Raw genomic sequence first — 17,222 nt, forward strand, 5'->3', positions numbered from 1 at the left:
TCGAACTTTTTGTGACTTATCGGTTTCTCGTTAACATCTAAGCGCTTAAGCCTATTTTGAATGTTGACGCAGCCTGCAGCCATGCGGGAAAGCGGATTTTCTGGCGCCTGAAATATGCCAGAAAGCGCTTTAAGCCTTTAATTTAGCGGGTTCAACTACCAACCCAGCGTCTCTTTAAGGAAGGGAATTGTCAGCTTGCGCTGGGCTTGAAGCGAGGCCTGATCGAGCTGCTCAAGCAGGTCGAAAAGTGCACTCATGCTGCGGGTACCTCGGGTCAGAATAAAATGCCCGACCTCGTCGGTCAGGTGCAGGCCGCGACGGGATGCTCGCAGTTGCAGGGCTCGCAATTTGTCTTCGTCGGAGAGCGGGCGCATTTGAAAGATCAGCGCCAGGGTCAGGCGGGATTTGAGGTCCGCCAGCTTCACCGGCAACTCGCGGGGGGACGTCGATGCCGCAATCAGCAAGCGTCGACCGCTGTCACGCAGGCGATTGAACAGATGGAACAGTGCTTCTTCCCAATCCGCCTTGCCGGCTACTGCATGCAAGTCATCCAGGCAGACCAGCTCATACTGTTCAAGGTTGTCGAGAATTTCGATGCCGCGGTCCATCAACTCGGCCAGCGGCAGATAAACCGCCGGTTCACCCATCTGCTCGAATCGCAGGCATGCGGCCTGCAACAGATGCGTGCGCCCCACCCCATGCTTGCCCCAGAGATAGATCAGGCTCTCGGTCCAGCCAGCATCGGCTTCGCACAGCCGCTCGACATAGCCGAGTGCAGCGGCATTGGCGCCTGGGTAGTAGTTGATAAAGGTGGCGTCGTCACGCAGACGCACACCTAGGGGCAGCTGAATCGGTTTCATGCTGACTGAACAGTTCCAAAGGAACCGTTAGTGGCCTCTGTGTAAAGTTTGCGAAGTTTATACCCGTGAAGCCGACCGCACAATGCGACAGACCACAAGCAAAATCAAAGGTTTGCGTTAGCGCTCTGGTTTTATGACAGTTTCTTTGGCGCTGCGGGCAACAATCCAATGGAAGGTGCAGGGCAACCCGGGAGCGACCCGGGCTGCCCGCGCCTTCCTTTATAGCTCAGGCTCGTCAACGCCACTGTAAATTTCTGAATCTTTATATAAATCATGTACATGGCGCACCAGCACCATGATCACCGCTGCCACCGGCAGCGCCAGCAGAACGCCGGTAAACCCGAACAACTCACCACCGGCCAGAATCGCGAAGATCACTGCTACCGGGTGCAAGCCGATTCGATCCCCCACCAGCAACGGCGTCAGGACCATGCCTTCCAGCGCCTGACCGACCATGAACACCGCGACGATGCCGATCATGGGATACAGATCGCCACCGAACTGGAACAGCCCGGCGATCAGCGCCGCGCCAATCCCGATCACAAACCCCATGTACGGCACAATCGCGGCCAGTCCGGCAATCAAACCGATCAGCAACCCCAACTCCAGACCAACCAGCATCAGGCCCGCGGCGTAGATTGCGCCCAGCGCCACCATCACCAGCAGCTGCCCACGCACGAACGCGCCCAGCACTTCATGGCATTCGCCGGCCAGGGACACTGCGCGCTCTTCGCGATCACGCGGCAGCAGGCTGCGGATCTTGGCCATCATCAGATCCCAATCGCGCAGCAAGTAGAAACTCACCACCGGGATCAATACCAGGTTCGCCAGCCAGCCAATCAGGGCCAGCCCCGAGGCCGTCGCCTGACTCAACACCACCCCGACAATATCGGTGGTCTGCCCCATGTGCTCACTGATGGCCGCCTTGAGCTTGTCAAACTTCCAGAAACCCTCCGACAAGCCAAACTTTGACTGCGCCCATGGCAACGCAGTGTGCTGCAACCAATCGAGCATCTGTGGCGCCAACTCATATAAGCGCAAGAGCTGCTTGGCGAGCATAGGCACCAACACCAGCATCAGCGCGGTGACAATCAGGGTGAACAACGCGAATACCGTGATCACGCCCCAGGTCCGCGACAGTCCGGCCCTTTCCAGCCGATCCACCACTGGATCGAACAGATACGCCAACAACAACGCCACCAGAAACGGCGTGAGAATAGGGTGCAACAGCCAGATAAACGCGCAGAGCAGGACTACTGCACCCAACCAGAACCAACGCCGCGTATCGGCCATGAACCACTCCATTGCTTCTATATAAAGAAAGAAAATCTACCAGCGATAACGTAATTGCGGGGTCGGGGCCGGGGCTGGCGCTACGGCAGGAGCGGAACCGCCCGCCGCAGGCTGAGCCGGCGTCACGGGAACGGCAGCTACCGGTGCATCCGTCACCTCCTGTAACTTCGCCAGGGACAATTGCGCACGCAATTGATCGGTACTGCCGTTGACCCGATACAGGATCCGGTCACCGTCGACACTTTGCGGGCGCCCGGCAAAAGGCTCCAGCAAACGCCCAAGCACTGCATAGCGCTCAAGGTTCATGCCTTGCACTTCCAGCAACTGCTGCGACGACGCTCCCGGCTTGGCAACAAACCGCGGCGCCAGGCGCTCATTGACCGCCAACATCACCGCATCCGCCAAGGCCGCCTGATCAGCCCCCTGAACATTGCCCGCCTCCTTTTGATCGCCCAGCCACAAACGCCACTTGGCTTGCCACTGCCCCCCCTCTTCCCGGGCATGCACCGCGAGCAACGCATCGGCATTGTAACGTTCCGACGCCCCACGTAGCGGTGCCGGATCAGCGCTTTCCAGATTCGGCGCCGTGGCGACGATCTGCTCGTTCAGATCGGCAAGCGGTAACCGCAGCGGCAAACCGCGATGTTGCGCCGCCCTGCGTAAAGGTGCGGCGCTGGCCTGCCCGTCGCCTACCAGGCTCGAGCCCTCTGCGGAATCGTTCAACCACCAACTGAGTATCGAGGGTCGATTGGCGCCCCACATTGCCAGCCCGGCGCGCCGCAGCGCCTGCTCGGTAGATGCCGGATCGAAATCGACTTTCAGCACTTCCGGTGGCCCGGCGTCGAAGCCGAACTGACTGATGATTTGCTGCGGATCCTTGCGAATCGCCGCCAGACCCGGACTTTGCACTGCCTTGGGATCGCCGGTCAGGCGCAACACCAGCGTATCCAGCGCGCGTTGGGTCGCCTGATCACGCTCCTCCGGCGCCTGGCCACTGACCGGCTCGCGCACTTGATAAAGGCCTTTGACGGTTTCGGCATGACTGACCAGACTGAACAATGACAAACAGCCTACAAACAAGAATTTACAAAAACGCATGGAAGATTCCTGACGACAAGAGCGGCTGGAACAGACCGCATGAAGACATCGAGCAAGGCTGTGACCATCGCCCGGCGCAAAACATTCACACGCTCTGGGTAAGTTTTCGCACTGTCATAACGATAGACGGTTAATGACGATACCTTGCACAGGTCAGCAGGATGCCATCAACCCGGAATAATTAAGGTTTTTTTAGGCGGATATGCCCCCTGCCGTCGGCCTGAGGATGGCCGCTGCCCTTCAAGCCTGATAAAATCGCGCGCCTTCGCAGACCGGCAACAGCCGGGCACTTTCGAAATTCGCGTGAGGCAATCGCCTTCGTCGATTTCGGCGGCCCCGCTGGACTCGGTCGTTACCCCTGAATCCCCCCTAAAGGCCTGGATCATGAGCAAGCAACCCTCCCTGAGCTACAAGGACGCCGGTGTAGACATCGACGCCGGTGAAGCATTGGTCGAACGCATCAAGAGCGTCGCCAAGCGCACTGCGCGCCCGGAAGTCATGGGCGGCCTGGGCGGTTTCGGCGCCCTCTGCGAAATCCCGGCCGGCTACAAGCAGCCTGTGCTGGTTTCCGGTACTGACGGCGTCGGCACCAAGCTGCGCCTGGCATTGAACCTGAACAAACACGACAGCATCGGCATCGACCTCGTTGCCATGTGCGTCAACGACCTGGTGGTTTGCGGCGCCGAGCCGCTGTTCTTCCTCGACTACTACGCCACCGGCAAACTGAACGTCGACACCGCCGCTCAGGTCGTGACCGGCATCGGCGCTGGCTGCGAACTGTCGGGTTGCTCGCTGGTCGGCGGCGAAACCGCTGAAATGCCAGGCATGTACGAAGGCGAAGACTACGACCTGGCCGGTTTCTGCGTCGGCGTCGTGGAAAAGTCCGAAATCATCGACGGTTCCAAGGTCGCTGCCGGCGATGCCCTGCTCGCCCTGCCGTCCTCTGGCCCGCACTCCAACGGTTACTCACTGATCCGCAAGATCATCGAAGTCTCCGGTGCCGACATCGAAAACACCCAGCTCGACGGCAAACCGCTGACCGATCTGTTGATGGCCCCGACCCGCATCTACGTGAAGCCGCTGCTCAAGCTGATCAAGGAAACCGGCGCTGTCAAAGCCATGGCCCACATCACCGGTGGCGGCCTGCTGGACAACATCCCGCGTGTGCTGCCAAAAGGCGCCCAAGCAGTCGTTGACGTAGCGAGCTGGACCCGCCCGGCGGTGTTCGACTGGCTGCAAGAGAAAGGCAACGTCGACGAGAACGAAATGCACCGCGTGCTGAACTGCGGCGTGGGCATGGTCATCTGCGTGGCTCAAGAGCACGTGGAAACCGCCCTGAACGTTCTGCGTGAAGCCGGTGAGCAGCCTTGGGTCATCGGTCAGATCTCCACCGCTGCCGAAGGCGCGGCTCAGGTTGAACTGAAGAACCTTAAGGCGCACTGATGTCCGCCACCTGTGATGTCGTGGTGCTGCTCTCCGGCACCGGCAGTAACTTGCAGGCTTTGATCGACAGCACGCGGACCGGCGACAGCCCGGTCCGCATCGCTGCGGTGATTTCCAACCGAGCCGACGCCTACGGCCTGCAACGCGCCCGTGATGCGGGTATCGCCACCCGCTCACTGGATCACAAGGCTTTCGAAGGTCGCGAGGCCTTCGACGCCGCGCTGATCGAACTGATCGACGCCTTCAATCCCAAACTCGTGGTACTGGCCGGCTTCATGCGCATCCTCAGCGCTGGCTTTGTCCGTCATTACCAGGGTCGCCTGCTCAATATCCATCCCTCGCTGCTACCCAAATACAAAGGGTTACACACTCATCAGCGCGCGCTGGAGGCCGGTGACACCGAGCACGGCTGCTCCGTGCACTTTGTCACCGAGGAACTCGATGGCGGACCACTGGTCGTACAGGCAGTAATACCGGTAGAGTTGCACGACTCGCCGCAAAGTCTGGCGCAGCGAGTCCACGCTCAGGAACACCTGATCTACCCGATGGCCGTACGCTGGTTTGCCGAAGGCCGGTTATCACTCGGTGAGCAAGGTGCTTTACTGGATGGACAGTTACTCGCCGCCAGCGGCCACTTGATTCGAACCTAGGAGATTTTATGCGTCGCGCCCTGCTCTTCGCTTGCGCTCTGCTCGCCCTGCCATTCGCGCAGGCCGCAGACCTTCAACCCTTCTCCGCCAGCTACACCGCCGACTGGAAGCAGTTGCCCATGAGCGGCACCGCCGAACGCAGCCTGACCAAGGAAGCCAACGGCGTCTGGAAACTCAGCTTCAAGGCGTCAATGATGATCGCCAGCCTGTCCGAAGAAAGCACCCTGACGGTCGACAAGGACACCTTGCTGCCCCAGTCCTACCACTTCGAACGTGGTGGCCTGGGCAAAGCCAAAAAGGCTGACCTGGATTTCGACTGGGCCGCCAAAAAGGTCACCGGCACCGATCGTGGTGACGCAGTCAATATCCCGCTGAACCGCGGCATCTTCGACAAATCCACCTATCAACTGGCACTGCAACATGACGTGGCTGCCGGCAAAAAAAGCATGAGCTATCAGGTTGTCGATGATGGCGAAGTCGATACCTATGACTTCCGCGTGCTGGGCTCGGAAAAAGTCGACACCAAGGCCGGCCAAATCGAGGCGATCAAGGTCGAGCGCGTGCGCGACCCGACCCAAAGCAAGCGCATCACCGTGCTGTGGTTCGCAAAGGATTGGGACTACCTGCTGGTCCGTCTGCAACAGGTCGAAACCGACGGCAAGGAGTACAACATCATGCTCCTGGACGGCACCGTCAACGGCAAGGCTGTCAAGGGCAGCTGATCCGCAACGATACGAAGGAGCCCCGCAATCGCGGGGCTTTTTCATGCCCGGACAAAAAACCGGAACGTGTCACCGCAGGCATGCTCTATACCTTCAAGGTCTTTTTTGATCGAATGACTATTCCTGTCGCTAGCGAGGTTTTCCATGACTGTCACCGTCAACACCGTTTCCGCTGAAGGTCTTCGCCATACCGTACAGATCGATGACCACCAATTGTTTGCCGATGCCCCGGTTTCCGCGGGCGGCGAAGGCTCCGCACCGGAACCACACGATTACTTCGACGCGGCATTGGGCGCATGCAAGGCCCTGACCCTGAAGATGTACGCGAAGAAAAAGGACATACCGCTGACTGGCGTCGGTGTCGAGGTCAAGCGCGATAACAGCGAAGAACAGAAAGGCAAATACGCGCTACACGTGAAGCTGACGCTCAAGGGCGTGCTGACCGATGCACAGCGTGACGAACTGCATCGCGTGGCTGACCGCTGCCCGATCCACAAGCTGATGACCACGTCCGAAGTCAGCATCGAAACCCACCTCTCGGAAGGTGCATTCAGCCAATAGCGGCAAGGGCTGCGCAAGCGGGTTATGCTCGACGGCATTACCCGCTCAGTCTGGAACGCACCATGAACACTCCGCTCGTGATCCGCCCTCGCGCTGAAGATGTCGAAGGCCAGCCGATTCTTCGCCCGTTGCCGTCAGCCAAATGCCGCAGCGTCGGACCTTTCGTTTTTTTCGACCACATGCTCGAAACCGAGTATCCGGCAGGCAAAGGCATGAACATCCGACAGCATCCGCATATCGGCCTGTCGACCCTTACCTACTTGTTCGAGGGGCAGCTTCAGCACAAGGACAGCCTCGGTTCGGATCAAGTGGTCAACGCCGGCGATGTCAGCTGGATGACGGCCGGCAGCGCCATCGCTCACGTTGAACGCACGCCTGAGCCGCTGTGGGATCGGAGTTTCAAGCTGCACGGCTTGCAAATCTGGCTGGCCTCGCCCAAGGATCATGAACAAGGTCCAGGGCATTACAGCCATCACCCGGCAGCGACACTCCCGGTCAGCGATAACCTGGGGGTAAAGATCCGCATGATCGCCGGGTCAGGCTTCTGCCTTGAGTCACCGGTACCTGTTCTTTCTCCTACGCTCTACGCGGAATTGAACCTGCAAACGGCGACGACTTTGCTGATTCCAACCGAGCATGAAGAACGAGCGCTGTATGTGTTGAGCGGCGATGTGCACCTGGATGGCGAGCCGGTAGAACCGCATTCGCTAGTGGTCTTGCCGGCCGGGGAAGAGATGACACTGTTCGCCGAGAGCGATTGTCATGCAGTGCTGTTCGGTGGTGCGCCGCTGGATGGACCGCGACGGATCAACTGGAATTTCGTGGCGAGCGATCCGGCGGCCATCGACGAAGCGCGCCGGCGCTGGGCGGCCGGAGATTGGCCGACAGTGCCGGGGGAAGTTGAGCGAATCGAACTGCCAAAAGGACGAAGCGAACCCACTCCGCTGTGATGATCGTTCCCACGCTCTGCGTGGGAATGCAGCCCGGGACGCTCCGCGTCCCATCCAGAGCCGAACGCGGAGCGTCCGTTGAGGCATTCCTTTGCTGCGCGTGGGAACGATCGAATTACTGTCAGCCCTTGAACACTTCATCCAGCAGGTTGTGCATCGCGGTGAACGCCCTGGCGGCGACCTTGGCGTCGTACATCATCATGCCCGGCACATTCGCATGCGGATCGGTGAACGAATGGAATGCGCCGCCGTAGCTCAGCAGCTGCCAATCCACACCCGCCGCATTCATTTCATCTTCGAACGCCGGCAGTTGCTCTTTCGGTACCAATGGATCGGACGCGCCGTGCAGCACCAATACCGAGCCCTTGATGTTTTTCGCATCGTTGACGTCCGGGGTATCGAGCGTACCGTGGAACGACACCGCCGCCTTCACAGGCGCCCCCGTACGGGCGAACTCCAGCGCGCAGCAACCACCGAAGCAGAAACCGAACGTGGCCAGCTTCGAGGTATCGACAGCGGCCTCACCCTGGCTTTGCAACTGCTCGAACGCCACTTGCATGCGCTTGCGCAGCAAGGGTCGGTCATTCTTCAGCGGCATCATTGCCGCAGCTGCCTCATCATTGTTCTGCGGACGCACCGATTGGCCGTAGAGGTCCGCGATCAGCACCACATAACCCTTGGCCGCAACCGACTTGGCGATCTCCTCGGCGCCGGCACCAACACCCATCCAGTTCGGCGCCATCAACAAACCCGGACGCGGGCCTTGGTGGCCGGCATCAAAGGCCAGACGGCTTTCGTAGGCCTGGCCGTCAATCTGATAGGCAACGGAACGTACAGTGATTTGGCTCATTTCTGACTCCTGACTTGTAAACACCAGAATGAAAAAACCCGCCGAAGCGGGTTTTTCTACAACCTGATTAAGCCGACAGCTCAACCAATAGCTTGTTCAGTCGACGTACGTAGGCCGCCGGATCTTTCAAGCTGTCGCCGGCCGCCAGGGCCGCCTGATCGAAGAGGATGTGCGACAGGTCGCCGAAGCGCTCGTCGCTCTGCTCATTGTCGAGCTTCTCGATCAGCGGGTGAGCCGGGTTGAATTCGAAGATCGGCTTCGAATCCGGAACCTTCTGCCCGCTGGCTTCGAGGATCTGGCGCATTTGCAGACCGAGGTCCTGCTCGCCAATGGCCAGGATCGCCGGGGAATCGGTCAGACGATGGGAAACCCGAACTTCGGCTACGGACTCGCCCAGCGCCGTCTTCAGACGCTCAACCAGACCTTCTTTGGACTTGGCGACTTCTTCAGCGGCCTTCTTGTCCTCTTCCGAGTCCAGGTTGCCGAGGTCCAGGTCACCGCGTGCCACGTCGACAAAGCTCTTGCCGTCGAAATCGTTGAGGTAGCTCATCAGCCACTCGTCGATGCGGTCGGTCAGCAGCAGCACTTCGATGCCCTTCTTGCGGAAGACTTCAAGGTGCGGGCTGTTTTTGACTTGTGCGTAGGTTTCGCCAGTCAGGTAGTAAATCTTGTCCTGACCTTCCTTGGCACGCGCCAGGTAATCGGCCAGGCCAACAACCTGCTCGCCATCGTCGCCATGGGTCGATGCGAAACGCAACAGGCCGGCGATCTTTTCCTTGTTGGCGAAATCTTCTGCCGGGCCTTCTTTCATGACCTGGCCGAAGTTCTTCCAGAAGCCCTTGTATTGTTCAGGCTCGTTTTTCGCCAGTTTTTCCAGCATGTCGAGCACGCGCTTGGTCAGCGCCGACTTCATGGAGTCGATGATCGGGTCTTTCTGCAGGATTTCCCGCGACACGTTCAACGACAGGTCGTTGGAGTCGACCACACCTTTGATGAAGCGCAGGTACAGCGGCAGGAACGATTCGGCCTGGTCCATGACGAACACACGCTGTACGTACAACTTCAGGCCTTTCGGCGCTTCACGCTGGTACAGGTCGAACGGAGCACGGGCTGGCACGTACAGCAACGAACTGTATTCCAGCTTGCCTTCGACTTTGTTGTGGCTCCAGCTCAGCGGGTTTTCGAAGTCGTGAGCGATGTGCTTGTAGAACTCCTGGTATTCCTCGTCCTTGATTTCGGTACGCGGACGAGTCCAGAGCGCGCTGGCGCGGTTGACGGTTTCCCATTCAACGGCTGGCTTCTCTTCACCTTCAGCGGCCGCCACTTCTTTGGGCAGCTCGATTGGCAAGGCGATGTGGTCGGAGTACTTCTTGATGATGTTACGCAGACGCCAGCCATCGGCGAATTCGTCTTCGCCCGATTTCAGGTGCAGAACGATGCGGGTGCCGCGCTCGGCTTTGTCGATGGTTGCAACTTCGAAATCGCCTTCGCCCTTGGATGACCAGTGCACGCCTTCGCTGGCGGCGGTGCCGGCACGACGGCTGTACACGTCGACTTTGTCAGCGACGATGAATGCGGAGTAGAAACCGACACCGAATTGACCGATCAGGTGCGAATCTTTCTTCTGGTCGCCGGTAAGGTGCTTCATGAAGTCGGCAGTGCCGGATTTGGCGATGGTGCCCAGATGGGTGATCGCATCTTCGCGGCTCATGCCGATACCGTTGTCTTCGAGGGTGACGGTTTTAGCGTCCTTGTCGAAGCTCACACGGATTTTCAGTTCGGCGCCGCCTTCCAGCAGGTCTGGCTTGGACAGCGCTTCGAAACGTAATTTGTCTACAGCGTCAGAGGCGTTCGAGATCAGTTCGCGAAGGAAGATTTCCTTGTTGGAATACAGCGAATGGATCATGAGGTGCAGCAGTTGCTTCACCTCGGTCTGGAAGCCCAGGGTTTCCTTTTGAGTTTCCACACTCATGGTCATCAAACTCCAATCAGATGGCATTGGCCGCGACCTTGAGCGGTCGGCGGCGGGTTGTCATCAGAGTTGGGGGCTCAGTTCAGGATTTCAAGGGCTCCTCGAGTTTGAAATGCGCCCGGGCTGTGGCGATGGGCTCGCCTTCGGTGGTTTGCCAGGCGGTAATCGCCACATTGGCCACCCGCCGCCCCTGACGGCAGACCTGGCACCTGGCCCAGGTATCACGGAATTGCCCGGCGCGCAGGTAATCGAGGGAAAAATCGATAATCTTCGGCACCCCCGGCGATCCGGTGGCAATCAGTAGATGCAGCGCCGCGGACAGTTCCATGAAACCGGCGATCACGCCGCCATGGATCGCAGGCAATAAAGGGTTACCAATGTTGTCCTTGTTGGCCGGCAGGCGGAACAGCAAGTCATCGCCCACCCGCGAACATTCGACACCGATCAGCCCGGCATAGGGAATCAATTGCAGCAGCGAGCTGTACTCGCCCTTCTCATGGGCCGCCTGCAGTCGTTCTTGAAAATCGCTCATTTCCTGACTCCGGCGATGGCGCCACCAAAACCCTTGGTGCCCTTGATGTTCTTGCCCATGCGCATGAACGTGCCCACGACATGGGCAATTGGTTGTTCAGGATCGTCCTGATAGGCAAAGCCGCGGGCGAAAATCACGTCGGTGGTGACCCGGTAACACTGGGCGAAGCCGTAGACATCTTTATGCGGCTCGGCGGCATGCATGTAATCGATGCGCAGATCGAGGGTCGGACAGACTTCAAACTCGGGCAGCACACAGAGTGTGGACATACCGCATGCGGTGTCCATCAGCGATGTCAGTGCGCCGCCGTGAATGACGCCTGTCTGTGGGTTTCCAACGATTTGCGGACTGTAAGGCAGTACCACCGTAAGCCCCTCGGTACTCGCGCTGTGAACCCGCAAACCGAGTACCTGACAATGTCGAAGCGCCGACAGAAATCGCGTCGCACGCTCAAAAACGGGGTTTTCGGCCATTTGATAAATACTCTTGTTTAACATTCGGACAGTGCAGTAACAGTCCGGGTAAAAGTTCCGTTTTAGAACAAACTTATATATCTGAACAAAGTGAGGAACTTAACCCTGACGGCTGGGCTCTTAAGGCCAGATAGATATTTTCCATAAGGAGAAACACCCCATGCGTAAGACTTTAGCTATTGCCTTGATGTTGACCGCTTCCCTCGGTCTCGCTGCCTGCGATAAAAAATCCGAGGACAAAGCTCAAGATGCAGCCAAACATGCTGAGCAAGCTCAGCAAGACATGAACAAAGCTCAGGATAAAGTGAACGACGCGGCGAAAGAAAACGCCGAAGCCGCCAAAGATCAGGCTGAATCGAACGCAGAAGCTGCTAAAGAAGCAGCGCCTAAAAACTAAACCGGTTTTTAGCGTCGAAAAAGAAAACCCGCCAAGTGCGGGTTTTCTTTTGCCTGATTTTTTTGCAATGTCAGCGCTAAAGCAAAATCGTGCGAAAAGTCGGACTAATCATCAACAACAACGAGCAGATTAATCCCACTAGCCAAACCAGACTGCGCTGCCACGCCAAATCCTTCCAGTAACACACCAAATAGAGAACTCGCGAGATCACGAAGATGATCGCCAACAAGTCGATGAGCCAGCCCGCTGTCTGCGTGGTATGCGCCATCAGCACGCCAACCGCGAACAATATGAACGCCTCAAAACTGTTCTGATGTGCCGCTACCGCACGAGCCCCCAACCCCGTGAGTTGCGCTTGCTGTTGGCGCGGCAAGTGGTTGTCGTAGCCGCCCTGCTCTTTCATGGCCGTGGTCACGGGCATCCGCGCCACATAAATCAGTACGGCACTGATAAACACACACCAGAATGGAATACTCATCAAGCAGCCTCTTTATTCACCTCGGGCATTGGTGCCTCTGTAGGGGTATAGACCATCACGTCGAGAACGTCGGAGTGGAACTCGCGGCGATACAACACGAACACCACACCAGCACTCATCAGCATGAACAACCACGGGCTGACGAACCAGGCGAGCATGGTCATGCCGAAGTAGTAGGAGCGCAGACCGAAGTTGAACTGGTTGGCGGCCATTGAGATGACGCGCGCCGCGCGAGCGGCAAAGGCCTTGCGCTCCTGTTCGGACACATGGCGCTCACCGACCATGGGGGCCGAGCCGACCAGAATGGCTGCGAAGTTGTACTGACGCATGCACCAGCTAAAGGTAAAGAATGCATAGACAAACACCAGCGCCAGACACAGCAACTTGATCTCCGACATGCCCTGGGAGGCCTGTTGCACCATCGGGATATCCGCCAACAGCGAGACCGCTCGCTCCGATGCGCCGAGCACGGTGAGAATACCCGCCAGGATAATCAACGTGCTGGAGGCGAAGAACGACGCGTTGCGCTCCAGATTGCCGATCACGCTGGCGTCGGCGATGCGGTTGTCGCGCAGCAGCATGCGGCGCATCCAGTCTTCGCGATAGAGGTGCAGAACGCTGGCCAGGCACGCCGTGTCACGGCCCTTCCAGGTGGCATAACGTGTGTAACCGCCCCAGCAGATGACAAACCAGATGGCGGCAAGAATGTGGATCAGGTTGGCGTGAATGAACGACATGCAATTCCCTGTGAGACGGTGGCGACGGTGAAACCTGTAAGAGCGAGGCTTGCCCGCGAAAGCGATAGACCATTCAACCGATACATCGACTGACATACCGCATTCGCAGGCAAGCCTCGCTCCTGCACAGGTAGTGCTTCGACGTTAGCTCAGGGAAAAAGACACTGCCTCAAACCCATAAAAAATGCCCCGTATCGATTGATACGGGGCATTTCTGTTTCTGCCTGTCAGCCCGCTTGTGACGGGTCGGCAATGCTTACGCCAGCGCTTCCTCGCGCTTGCCCAACAGACGGTCGCAAACCACGGCGACCACCAGGGTCATCACCGACGGCACCAGCCAGGCCAGTCCCTGCTCGCTCAGTGGCAGATGCGCCATTTGACTCGGCATCCAGTCTGCCAGACCAGCACCCTTGAGGGCGTCAATCATGCCGAAGATGAACGACACCAGCATGACCGGGCCGAGGATACGACCCTGCTCATGCCAGAAATCCTTGCAGAAGCTCAACGCCACCAGAACGATGCACGGCGGGTAGATCGCGGTGAGCACCGGGATCGAGAACGCAATCAGCTTGGTCAGGCCCAGGTTGGACACCAGCAGCGAGAAGGCGGCAAGAATGATCACCAGCGTCTTGTAGGACAGCGGCACCACACGACTGAAGTACTCGGCGCAGGCACAGGTCAGACCGACCGCCGTCACCAGGCACGCCAGGGAGATCAACACTGCAAGGAAGCCACTGCCCAACGAACCGAACGTGTGCTGCACGTAGGCGTGCAATACCGCCGCGCCATTGGTCGCGCCGGCGGCTACTTCGTGGCTACCCGAACCGAGGCGGAACAGGCTGACGTAAACCAGTGCCAGACCTACACCGGCAATCAGCCCGGCGATGATCGCGTAACGAGTGATCAGCGCTGGCGATTCGACACCGCGGGAGCGGATCGCATTGACGATGACGATACCGAATACCAGGGCACCCAAGGTATCCATGGTCAGGTAACCATTGATGAAGCCTTGGGAGAACGGTGCTGCAACGTATTCAGGGGTTGCGTGCCCGATGTCACCGGCTGGCAAGGCGAACGCGGCAATGCCCAGCACGGCTAGGGCGATGATTTTCAGCGGCGCAAGGAAGCGCCCAACAGTGTCGAGCAAACGCCCCGGATACAGCGAGATGAAGAACACCAGCAGAAAGTACACCGAGCTGTAGAGGAACAGCGCCAACGGACTCTCACCGGTCAATGGCGCCAGGCCCACTTCGAAAGAAACGGTGGCCGTACGCGGCGTCGCGAACAACGGACCGACCGCGAGGTAGCAAGCCGCTGCCAGCAGACCACCGGCGACTTTACCGATCGGGCTGCTCAGCGCGTCCATCGCGCCGCCCACCTTGGCCAGCGCCACAACCGTGATCACCGGCAGGCCGACCGCCGTGACCAGAAAGCCCAGCGCCGCCATCCAGACATGAGGTCCGGACTGCAAGCCGACGATAGGCGGGAAGATGATGTTGCCAGCCCCGACGAACAGGGCAAACGTCATAAAACCAAGTGCCAGGATGTCCTGGCCTTTCAACACTTTCATTAAGGAAATACCACACTACTGAATCGGAATTTAGAGATGGATTTCCCTATGGGTGAGGGAAATGCTGTCAGTCCGTATAAGACCGACCCTTTTAGCGCGTTGCTGCCTTGTGGGCCGCGGACGCAAAAATGGCGCGTAGCCTAACGAATTTGGCTGAAAAACGCACTGATAGAGGGCGAACATTCCGATACGCGACACTTCAATGTCGCGTTTACATATCTAAATTTCACAACCGATCTCTGTGGCGAGGGAGATTGCTCCCGCTCGGCTGCAAAGCAGACGCAAGAGGCAGGCAATAAGGTGGGTCTGGAACAATGATATTTGCAGGTTTAGGGGCCGCTTCGCGGCCCAGCGGGAGCAAGCTCCCTCGCCACAAAAGGCCTGCGAATATCTTTAATCCCGGAAACGACAAAGGCCACCCGAAGGTGGCCTTTGTTTGGTAAAGCGTCAGCTAAGCGCGAGGCTTACTTGACAGCCCAACCAGTCAGCTCGGCCAGAGCCTTGCCGATGTCTGCCAGCGAACGCACGGTTTTAACGCCTGCGTCTTGCAGCGCAGCGAATTTCTCGTCTGCAGTGCCTTTGCCGCCAGAGATGATTGCGCCAGCATGGCCCATGCGCTTGCCCGGAGGAGCAGTCACACCAGCGATGTAGGAAACAACCGGCTTGGTCACGTGTGCCTTGATGTAGGCAGCCGCTTCTTCTTCAGCCGAACCGCCGATCTCACCGATCATCACGATCGCTTCGGTCTTCGGGTCTTCCTGGAACAGCTTCAGGATGTCGATGAAGTTCGAACCCGGGATCGGGTCACCACCGATGCCGACGCAAGTCGACTGACCGAAACCGGCGTCAGTAGTCTGCTTCACAGCTTCGTAGGTCAGGGTGCCGGAACGCGAAACGATACCGACCTTGCCTGGCAAGTGAATGTGACCTGGCATGATGCCGATCTTGCATTCGCCTGGGGTGATCACGCCTGGGCAGTTAGGGCCGATCAGGACTACGCCCAGCTCGTCGCACTTAACTTTAGCGTCCAGCATGTCCAGGGTAGGAATGCCTTCGGTGATGCACACGATCAGCTTGATGCCGCCGAAGGCAGCTTCCAGGATCGAGTCTTTGCAGAAAGGAGCCGGAACGTAGATCACGCTGGCGGTGGCGCCAGTGGCAGCTACAGCGTCTTTCACGGTGTTGAACACTGGCAGACCCAGGTGCTCGGTGCCGCCTTTGCCTGGAGTTACACCACCAACCATCTTGGTGCCGTACTCGATGGCTTGCTGGGTGTGGAAACTACCTTGCGAACCGGTAATACCCTGGCAGATAACTTTGGTGTCTTTATTGATCAGGACGCTCATTATTTGCCCTCCGCAGCTTTGACAACTTGTTGAGCAGCGTCGGTCAGGCTGGTAGCAGCGATGATGTTCAAACCGCTTTCTGCCAGTACTTTAGCGCCCAGCTCAGCGTTGTTGCCTTCAAGGCGAACAACAACCGGGATTTTCACGCCGACTTCTTTCACTGCACCGATGATGCCTTCGGCAATCATGTCGCAACGAACGATGCCGCCGAAGATGTTGACCAGTACTGCAGCGACGTTAGTGTCGGACAGGATGATCTTGAACGCTTCGGTAACGCGTTCTTTGGTAGCACCGCCGCCCACGTCGAGGAAGTTGGCTGGCTTGCCGCCATGCAGGTTGACGATGTCCATGGTACCCATGGCCAGGCCAGCACCGTTGACCATGCAACCGATGTTGCCTTCCAGCGCTACGTAGTTCAGTTCGAACTTGGCAGCGTGCGCTTCGCGCGGATCGTCTTGCGACGGATCGTGGAAAGTCTTCAGCTTAGGCTGACGGTACATGGCGTTGGCGTCGATGTTGATCTTGGCGTCCAGGCAGTGCAGATCGCCGTCAGCCTTGATCACCAGCGGGTTCACTTCCAGCAGGGCCAGGTCGTGATCCTTGAACAGCTTGGCCAGACCTACGAAGATCTTGGCGAACTGAGCAACTTGCTTACCTTCCAGACCCAGCTGGAATGCCAGCTCGCGACCCTGGAATGGCTGAGCGCCAACCAGTGGATCGATAGTGGCTTTCAGAATTTTTTCTGGAGTGTCGTGAGCGATTTTCTCGATGTCCACGCCACCTTCGGTGGAAGCCATGAACACGATACGACGGCTCGAACGGTCAACGACAGCGCCCAGGTACAGCTCTTTAGCGATATCAGTGCACGATTCAACCAGGATCTTGGTGACTGGCTGACCATTGGCGTCAGTCTGGTAAGTCACCAGACGCTTGCCCAGCCACTGCTGTGCGAAGGCTTTGGCGTCTTCTTTGCTGCGAACCAGCTTGACGCCGCCCGCTTTACCGCGACCACCGGCGTGGACCTGGGCTTTGACAACCCACTCGCTGCCGCCGATTTTGTCGCAAGCTTCTGCTGCTGCTTCCGGGGTGTCTACCGCGTAACCGGTGGAAACTGGCAGGCCGTACTCAGCGAACAGCTGCTTACCCTGATACTCGTGAAGATTCATGCTTATTACCGTCTTCGTTAGGTACTGCGCATTCGGTGCTGCACTCATTCAAGTGCCGCACCACCTGTGACTGCTGCTTGCATAGCCTTCCGGATACCCGGTGCAGCTATGCAAGACTGCGTCC

18 protein-coding genes are annotated in these 17,222 nt (G+C 58.3%); 6 read left to right on the forward strand and 12 right to left on the reverse strand.

Features of this window, described 5'->3' with window-relative positions; translation table 11 throughout:
* Positions 1-155 precede the first annotated feature (155 nt).
* The 3 genes from hda to ASD60_RS05060 all read right to left on the reverse strand — a co-directional run bounded on the left by hda (position 156) and on the right by ASD60_RS05060 (position 3,251).
* Entirely contained in the window at positions 156-860 is a 705-nt protein-coding gene (gene hda, locus ASD60_RS05050) for a DnaA regulatory inactivator Hda (RefSeq protein ID WP_056852945.1), read from the reverse strand.
* 219 nt (positions 861-1,079) lie between these two features.
* Entirely contained in the window at positions 1,080-2,153 is a 1,074-nt protein-coding gene (locus ASD60_RS05055; protein ID WP_056852946.1) for an AI-2E family transporter, read from the reverse strand.
* Between the two features lie 36 nt (positions 2,154-2,189).
* Entirely contained in the window at positions 2,190-3,251 is a 1,062-nt protein-coding gene (locus ASD60_RS05060; protein WP_056852947.1) for a DUF2066 domain-containing protein, read from the reverse strand.
* 384 nt (positions 3,252-3,635) lie between these two features.
* Between ASD60_RS05060 and purM the strand changes: the two genes are divergently transcribed.
* From purM to ASD60_RS05085, 5 genes are all read left to right on the forward strand, one after another.
* Positions 3,636-4,694: a phosphoribosylformylglycinamidine cyclo-ligase gene (purM, locus tag ASD60_RS05065; RefSeq protein WP_034146362.1), complete on the forward strand. Its 1,059-nt coding sequence runs from the start codon at positions 3,636-3,638 to the stop codon at positions 4,692-4,694.
* Positions 4,694-5,344: a phosphoribosylglycinamide formyltransferase gene (purN, locus tag ASD60_RS05070; RefSeq protein ID WP_056852948.1), complete on the forward strand. Its 651-nt coding sequence runs from the start codon at positions 4,694-4,696 to the stop codon at positions 5,342-5,344. Before purM ends, purN begins: the two co-directional genes overlap by 1 nt.
* A gap of 8 nt (positions 5,345-5,352) precedes the next feature.
* Positions 5,353-6,066, forward strand: a complete 714-nt coding sequence (locus ASD60_RS05075) for a DUF3108 domain-containing protein (RefSeq protein WP_056852949.1) — start codon at positions 5,353-5,355, stop codon at positions 6,064-6,066.
* Between the two features lie 144 nt (positions 6,067-6,210).
* Positions 6,211-6,627, forward strand: a complete 417-nt coding sequence (locus ASD60_RS05080; RefSeq protein WP_056852950.1) for an OsmC family protein — start codon at positions 6,211-6,213, stop codon at positions 6,625-6,627.
* Between the two features lie 62 nt (positions 6,628-6,689).
* Positions 6,690-7,577, forward strand: a complete 888-nt coding sequence (locus tag ASD60_RS05085; RefSeq protein WP_056852951.1) for a pirin family protein — start codon at positions 6,690-6,692, stop codon at positions 7,575-7,577.
* Between the two features lie 121 nt (positions 7,578-7,698).
* Here the strand turns inward: ASD60_RS05085 and ASD60_RS05090 are convergent, their stop codons facing one another.
* The 4 genes from ASD60_RS05090 to ASD60_RS05105 form a co-directional block, all read right to left on the reverse strand.
* Positions 7,699-8,427 carry a dienelactone hydrolase family protein gene (locus ASD60_RS05090; RefSeq protein ID WP_056852952.1) on the reverse strand — a complete coding sequence of 243 codons (729 nt, stop codon included), beginning with the start codon at positions 8,425-8,427 and terminating at the stop codon, positions 7,699-7,701.
* A gap of 67 nt (positions 8,428-8,494) precedes the next feature.
* Positions 8,495-10,399, reverse strand: a complete 1,905-nt coding sequence (gene htpG / locus ASD60_RS05095) for a molecular chaperone HtpG (protein WP_056853163.1) — start codon at positions 10,397-10,399, stop codon at positions 8,495-8,497.
* Positions 10,400-10,481: 82 nt separating this feature from the next.
* Positions 10,482-10,931: a PaaI family thioesterase gene (locus ASD60_RS05100; RefSeq protein WP_056852953.1), complete on the reverse strand. Its 450-nt coding sequence runs from the start codon at positions 10,929-10,931 to the stop codon at positions 10,482-10,484.
* Entirely contained in the window at positions 10,928-11,404 is a 477-nt protein-coding gene (locus tag ASD60_RS05105) for a PaaI family thioesterase (protein WP_056852954.1), read from the reverse strand. The genes ASD60_RS05100 and ASD60_RS05105 overlap by 4 nt, the downstream gene beginning before the upstream one ends.
* Before the next feature lie 160 nt (positions 11,405-11,564).
* On the opposite strand from ASD60_RS05105, the gene ASD60_RS05110 reads away from it, so the two are divergent.
* A complete protein-coding gene (locus tag ASD60_RS05110) occupies positions 11,565-11,801 on the forward strand; it encodes a hypothetical protein (protein ID WP_056852955.1) in 237 nt (78 codons plus the stop codon).
* 76 nt (positions 11,802-11,877) lie between these two features.
* Here the strand turns inward: ASD60_RS05110 and ASD60_RS05115 are convergent, their stop codons facing one another.
* From ASD60_RS05115 to sucC, 5 genes are all read right to left on the reverse strand, one after another.
* Positions 11,878-12,279, reverse strand: a complete 402-nt coding sequence (locus ASD60_RS05115) for an MAPEG family protein (protein WP_056852956.1) — start codon at positions 12,277-12,279, stop codon at positions 11,878-11,880.
* Positions 12,279-13,016 (reverse strand): DUF599 domain-containing protein, encoded by a 738-nt coding sequence (locus ASD60_RS05120; RefSeq protein WP_056852957.1) that lies wholly within the window; start codon positions 13,014-13,016, stop codon positions 12,279-12,281. Before ASD60_RS05120 ends, ASD60_RS05115 begins: the two co-directional genes overlap by 1 nt.
* Before the next feature lie 256 nt (positions 13,017-13,272).
* Positions 13,273-14,586 carry a branched-chain amino acid transport system II carrier protein gene (gene brnQ / locus ASD60_RS05125; protein ID WP_056852958.1) on the reverse strand — a complete coding sequence of 438 codons (1,314 nt, stop codon included), beginning with the start codon at positions 14,584-14,586 and terminating at the stop codon, positions 13,273-13,275.
* Positions 14,587-15,050: 464 nt separating this feature from the next.
* Positions 15,051-15,932, reverse strand: coding sequence for a succinate--CoA ligase subunit alpha (gene sucD / locus ASD60_RS05130; protein WP_007919877.1), 882 nt, complete (start codon positions 15,930-15,932; stop codon positions 15,051-15,053).
* Positions 15,932-17,098 carry an ADP-forming succinate--CoA ligase subunit beta gene (gene sucC / locus ASD60_RS05135; protein WP_007919879.1) on the reverse strand — a complete coding sequence of 389 codons (1,167 nt, stop codon included), beginning with the start codon at positions 17,096-17,098 and terminating at the stop codon, positions 15,932-15,934. Before sucC ends, sucD begins: the two co-directional genes overlap by 1 nt.
* Positions 17,099-17,222 lie beyond the last annotated feature (124 nt).

This window comes from Pseudomonas sp. Root562, from assembly GCF_001427125.1.
Taxonomy (GTDB): Bacteria; Pseudomonadota; Gammaproteobacteria; order Pseudomonadales; family Pseudomonadaceae; genus Aquipseudomonas.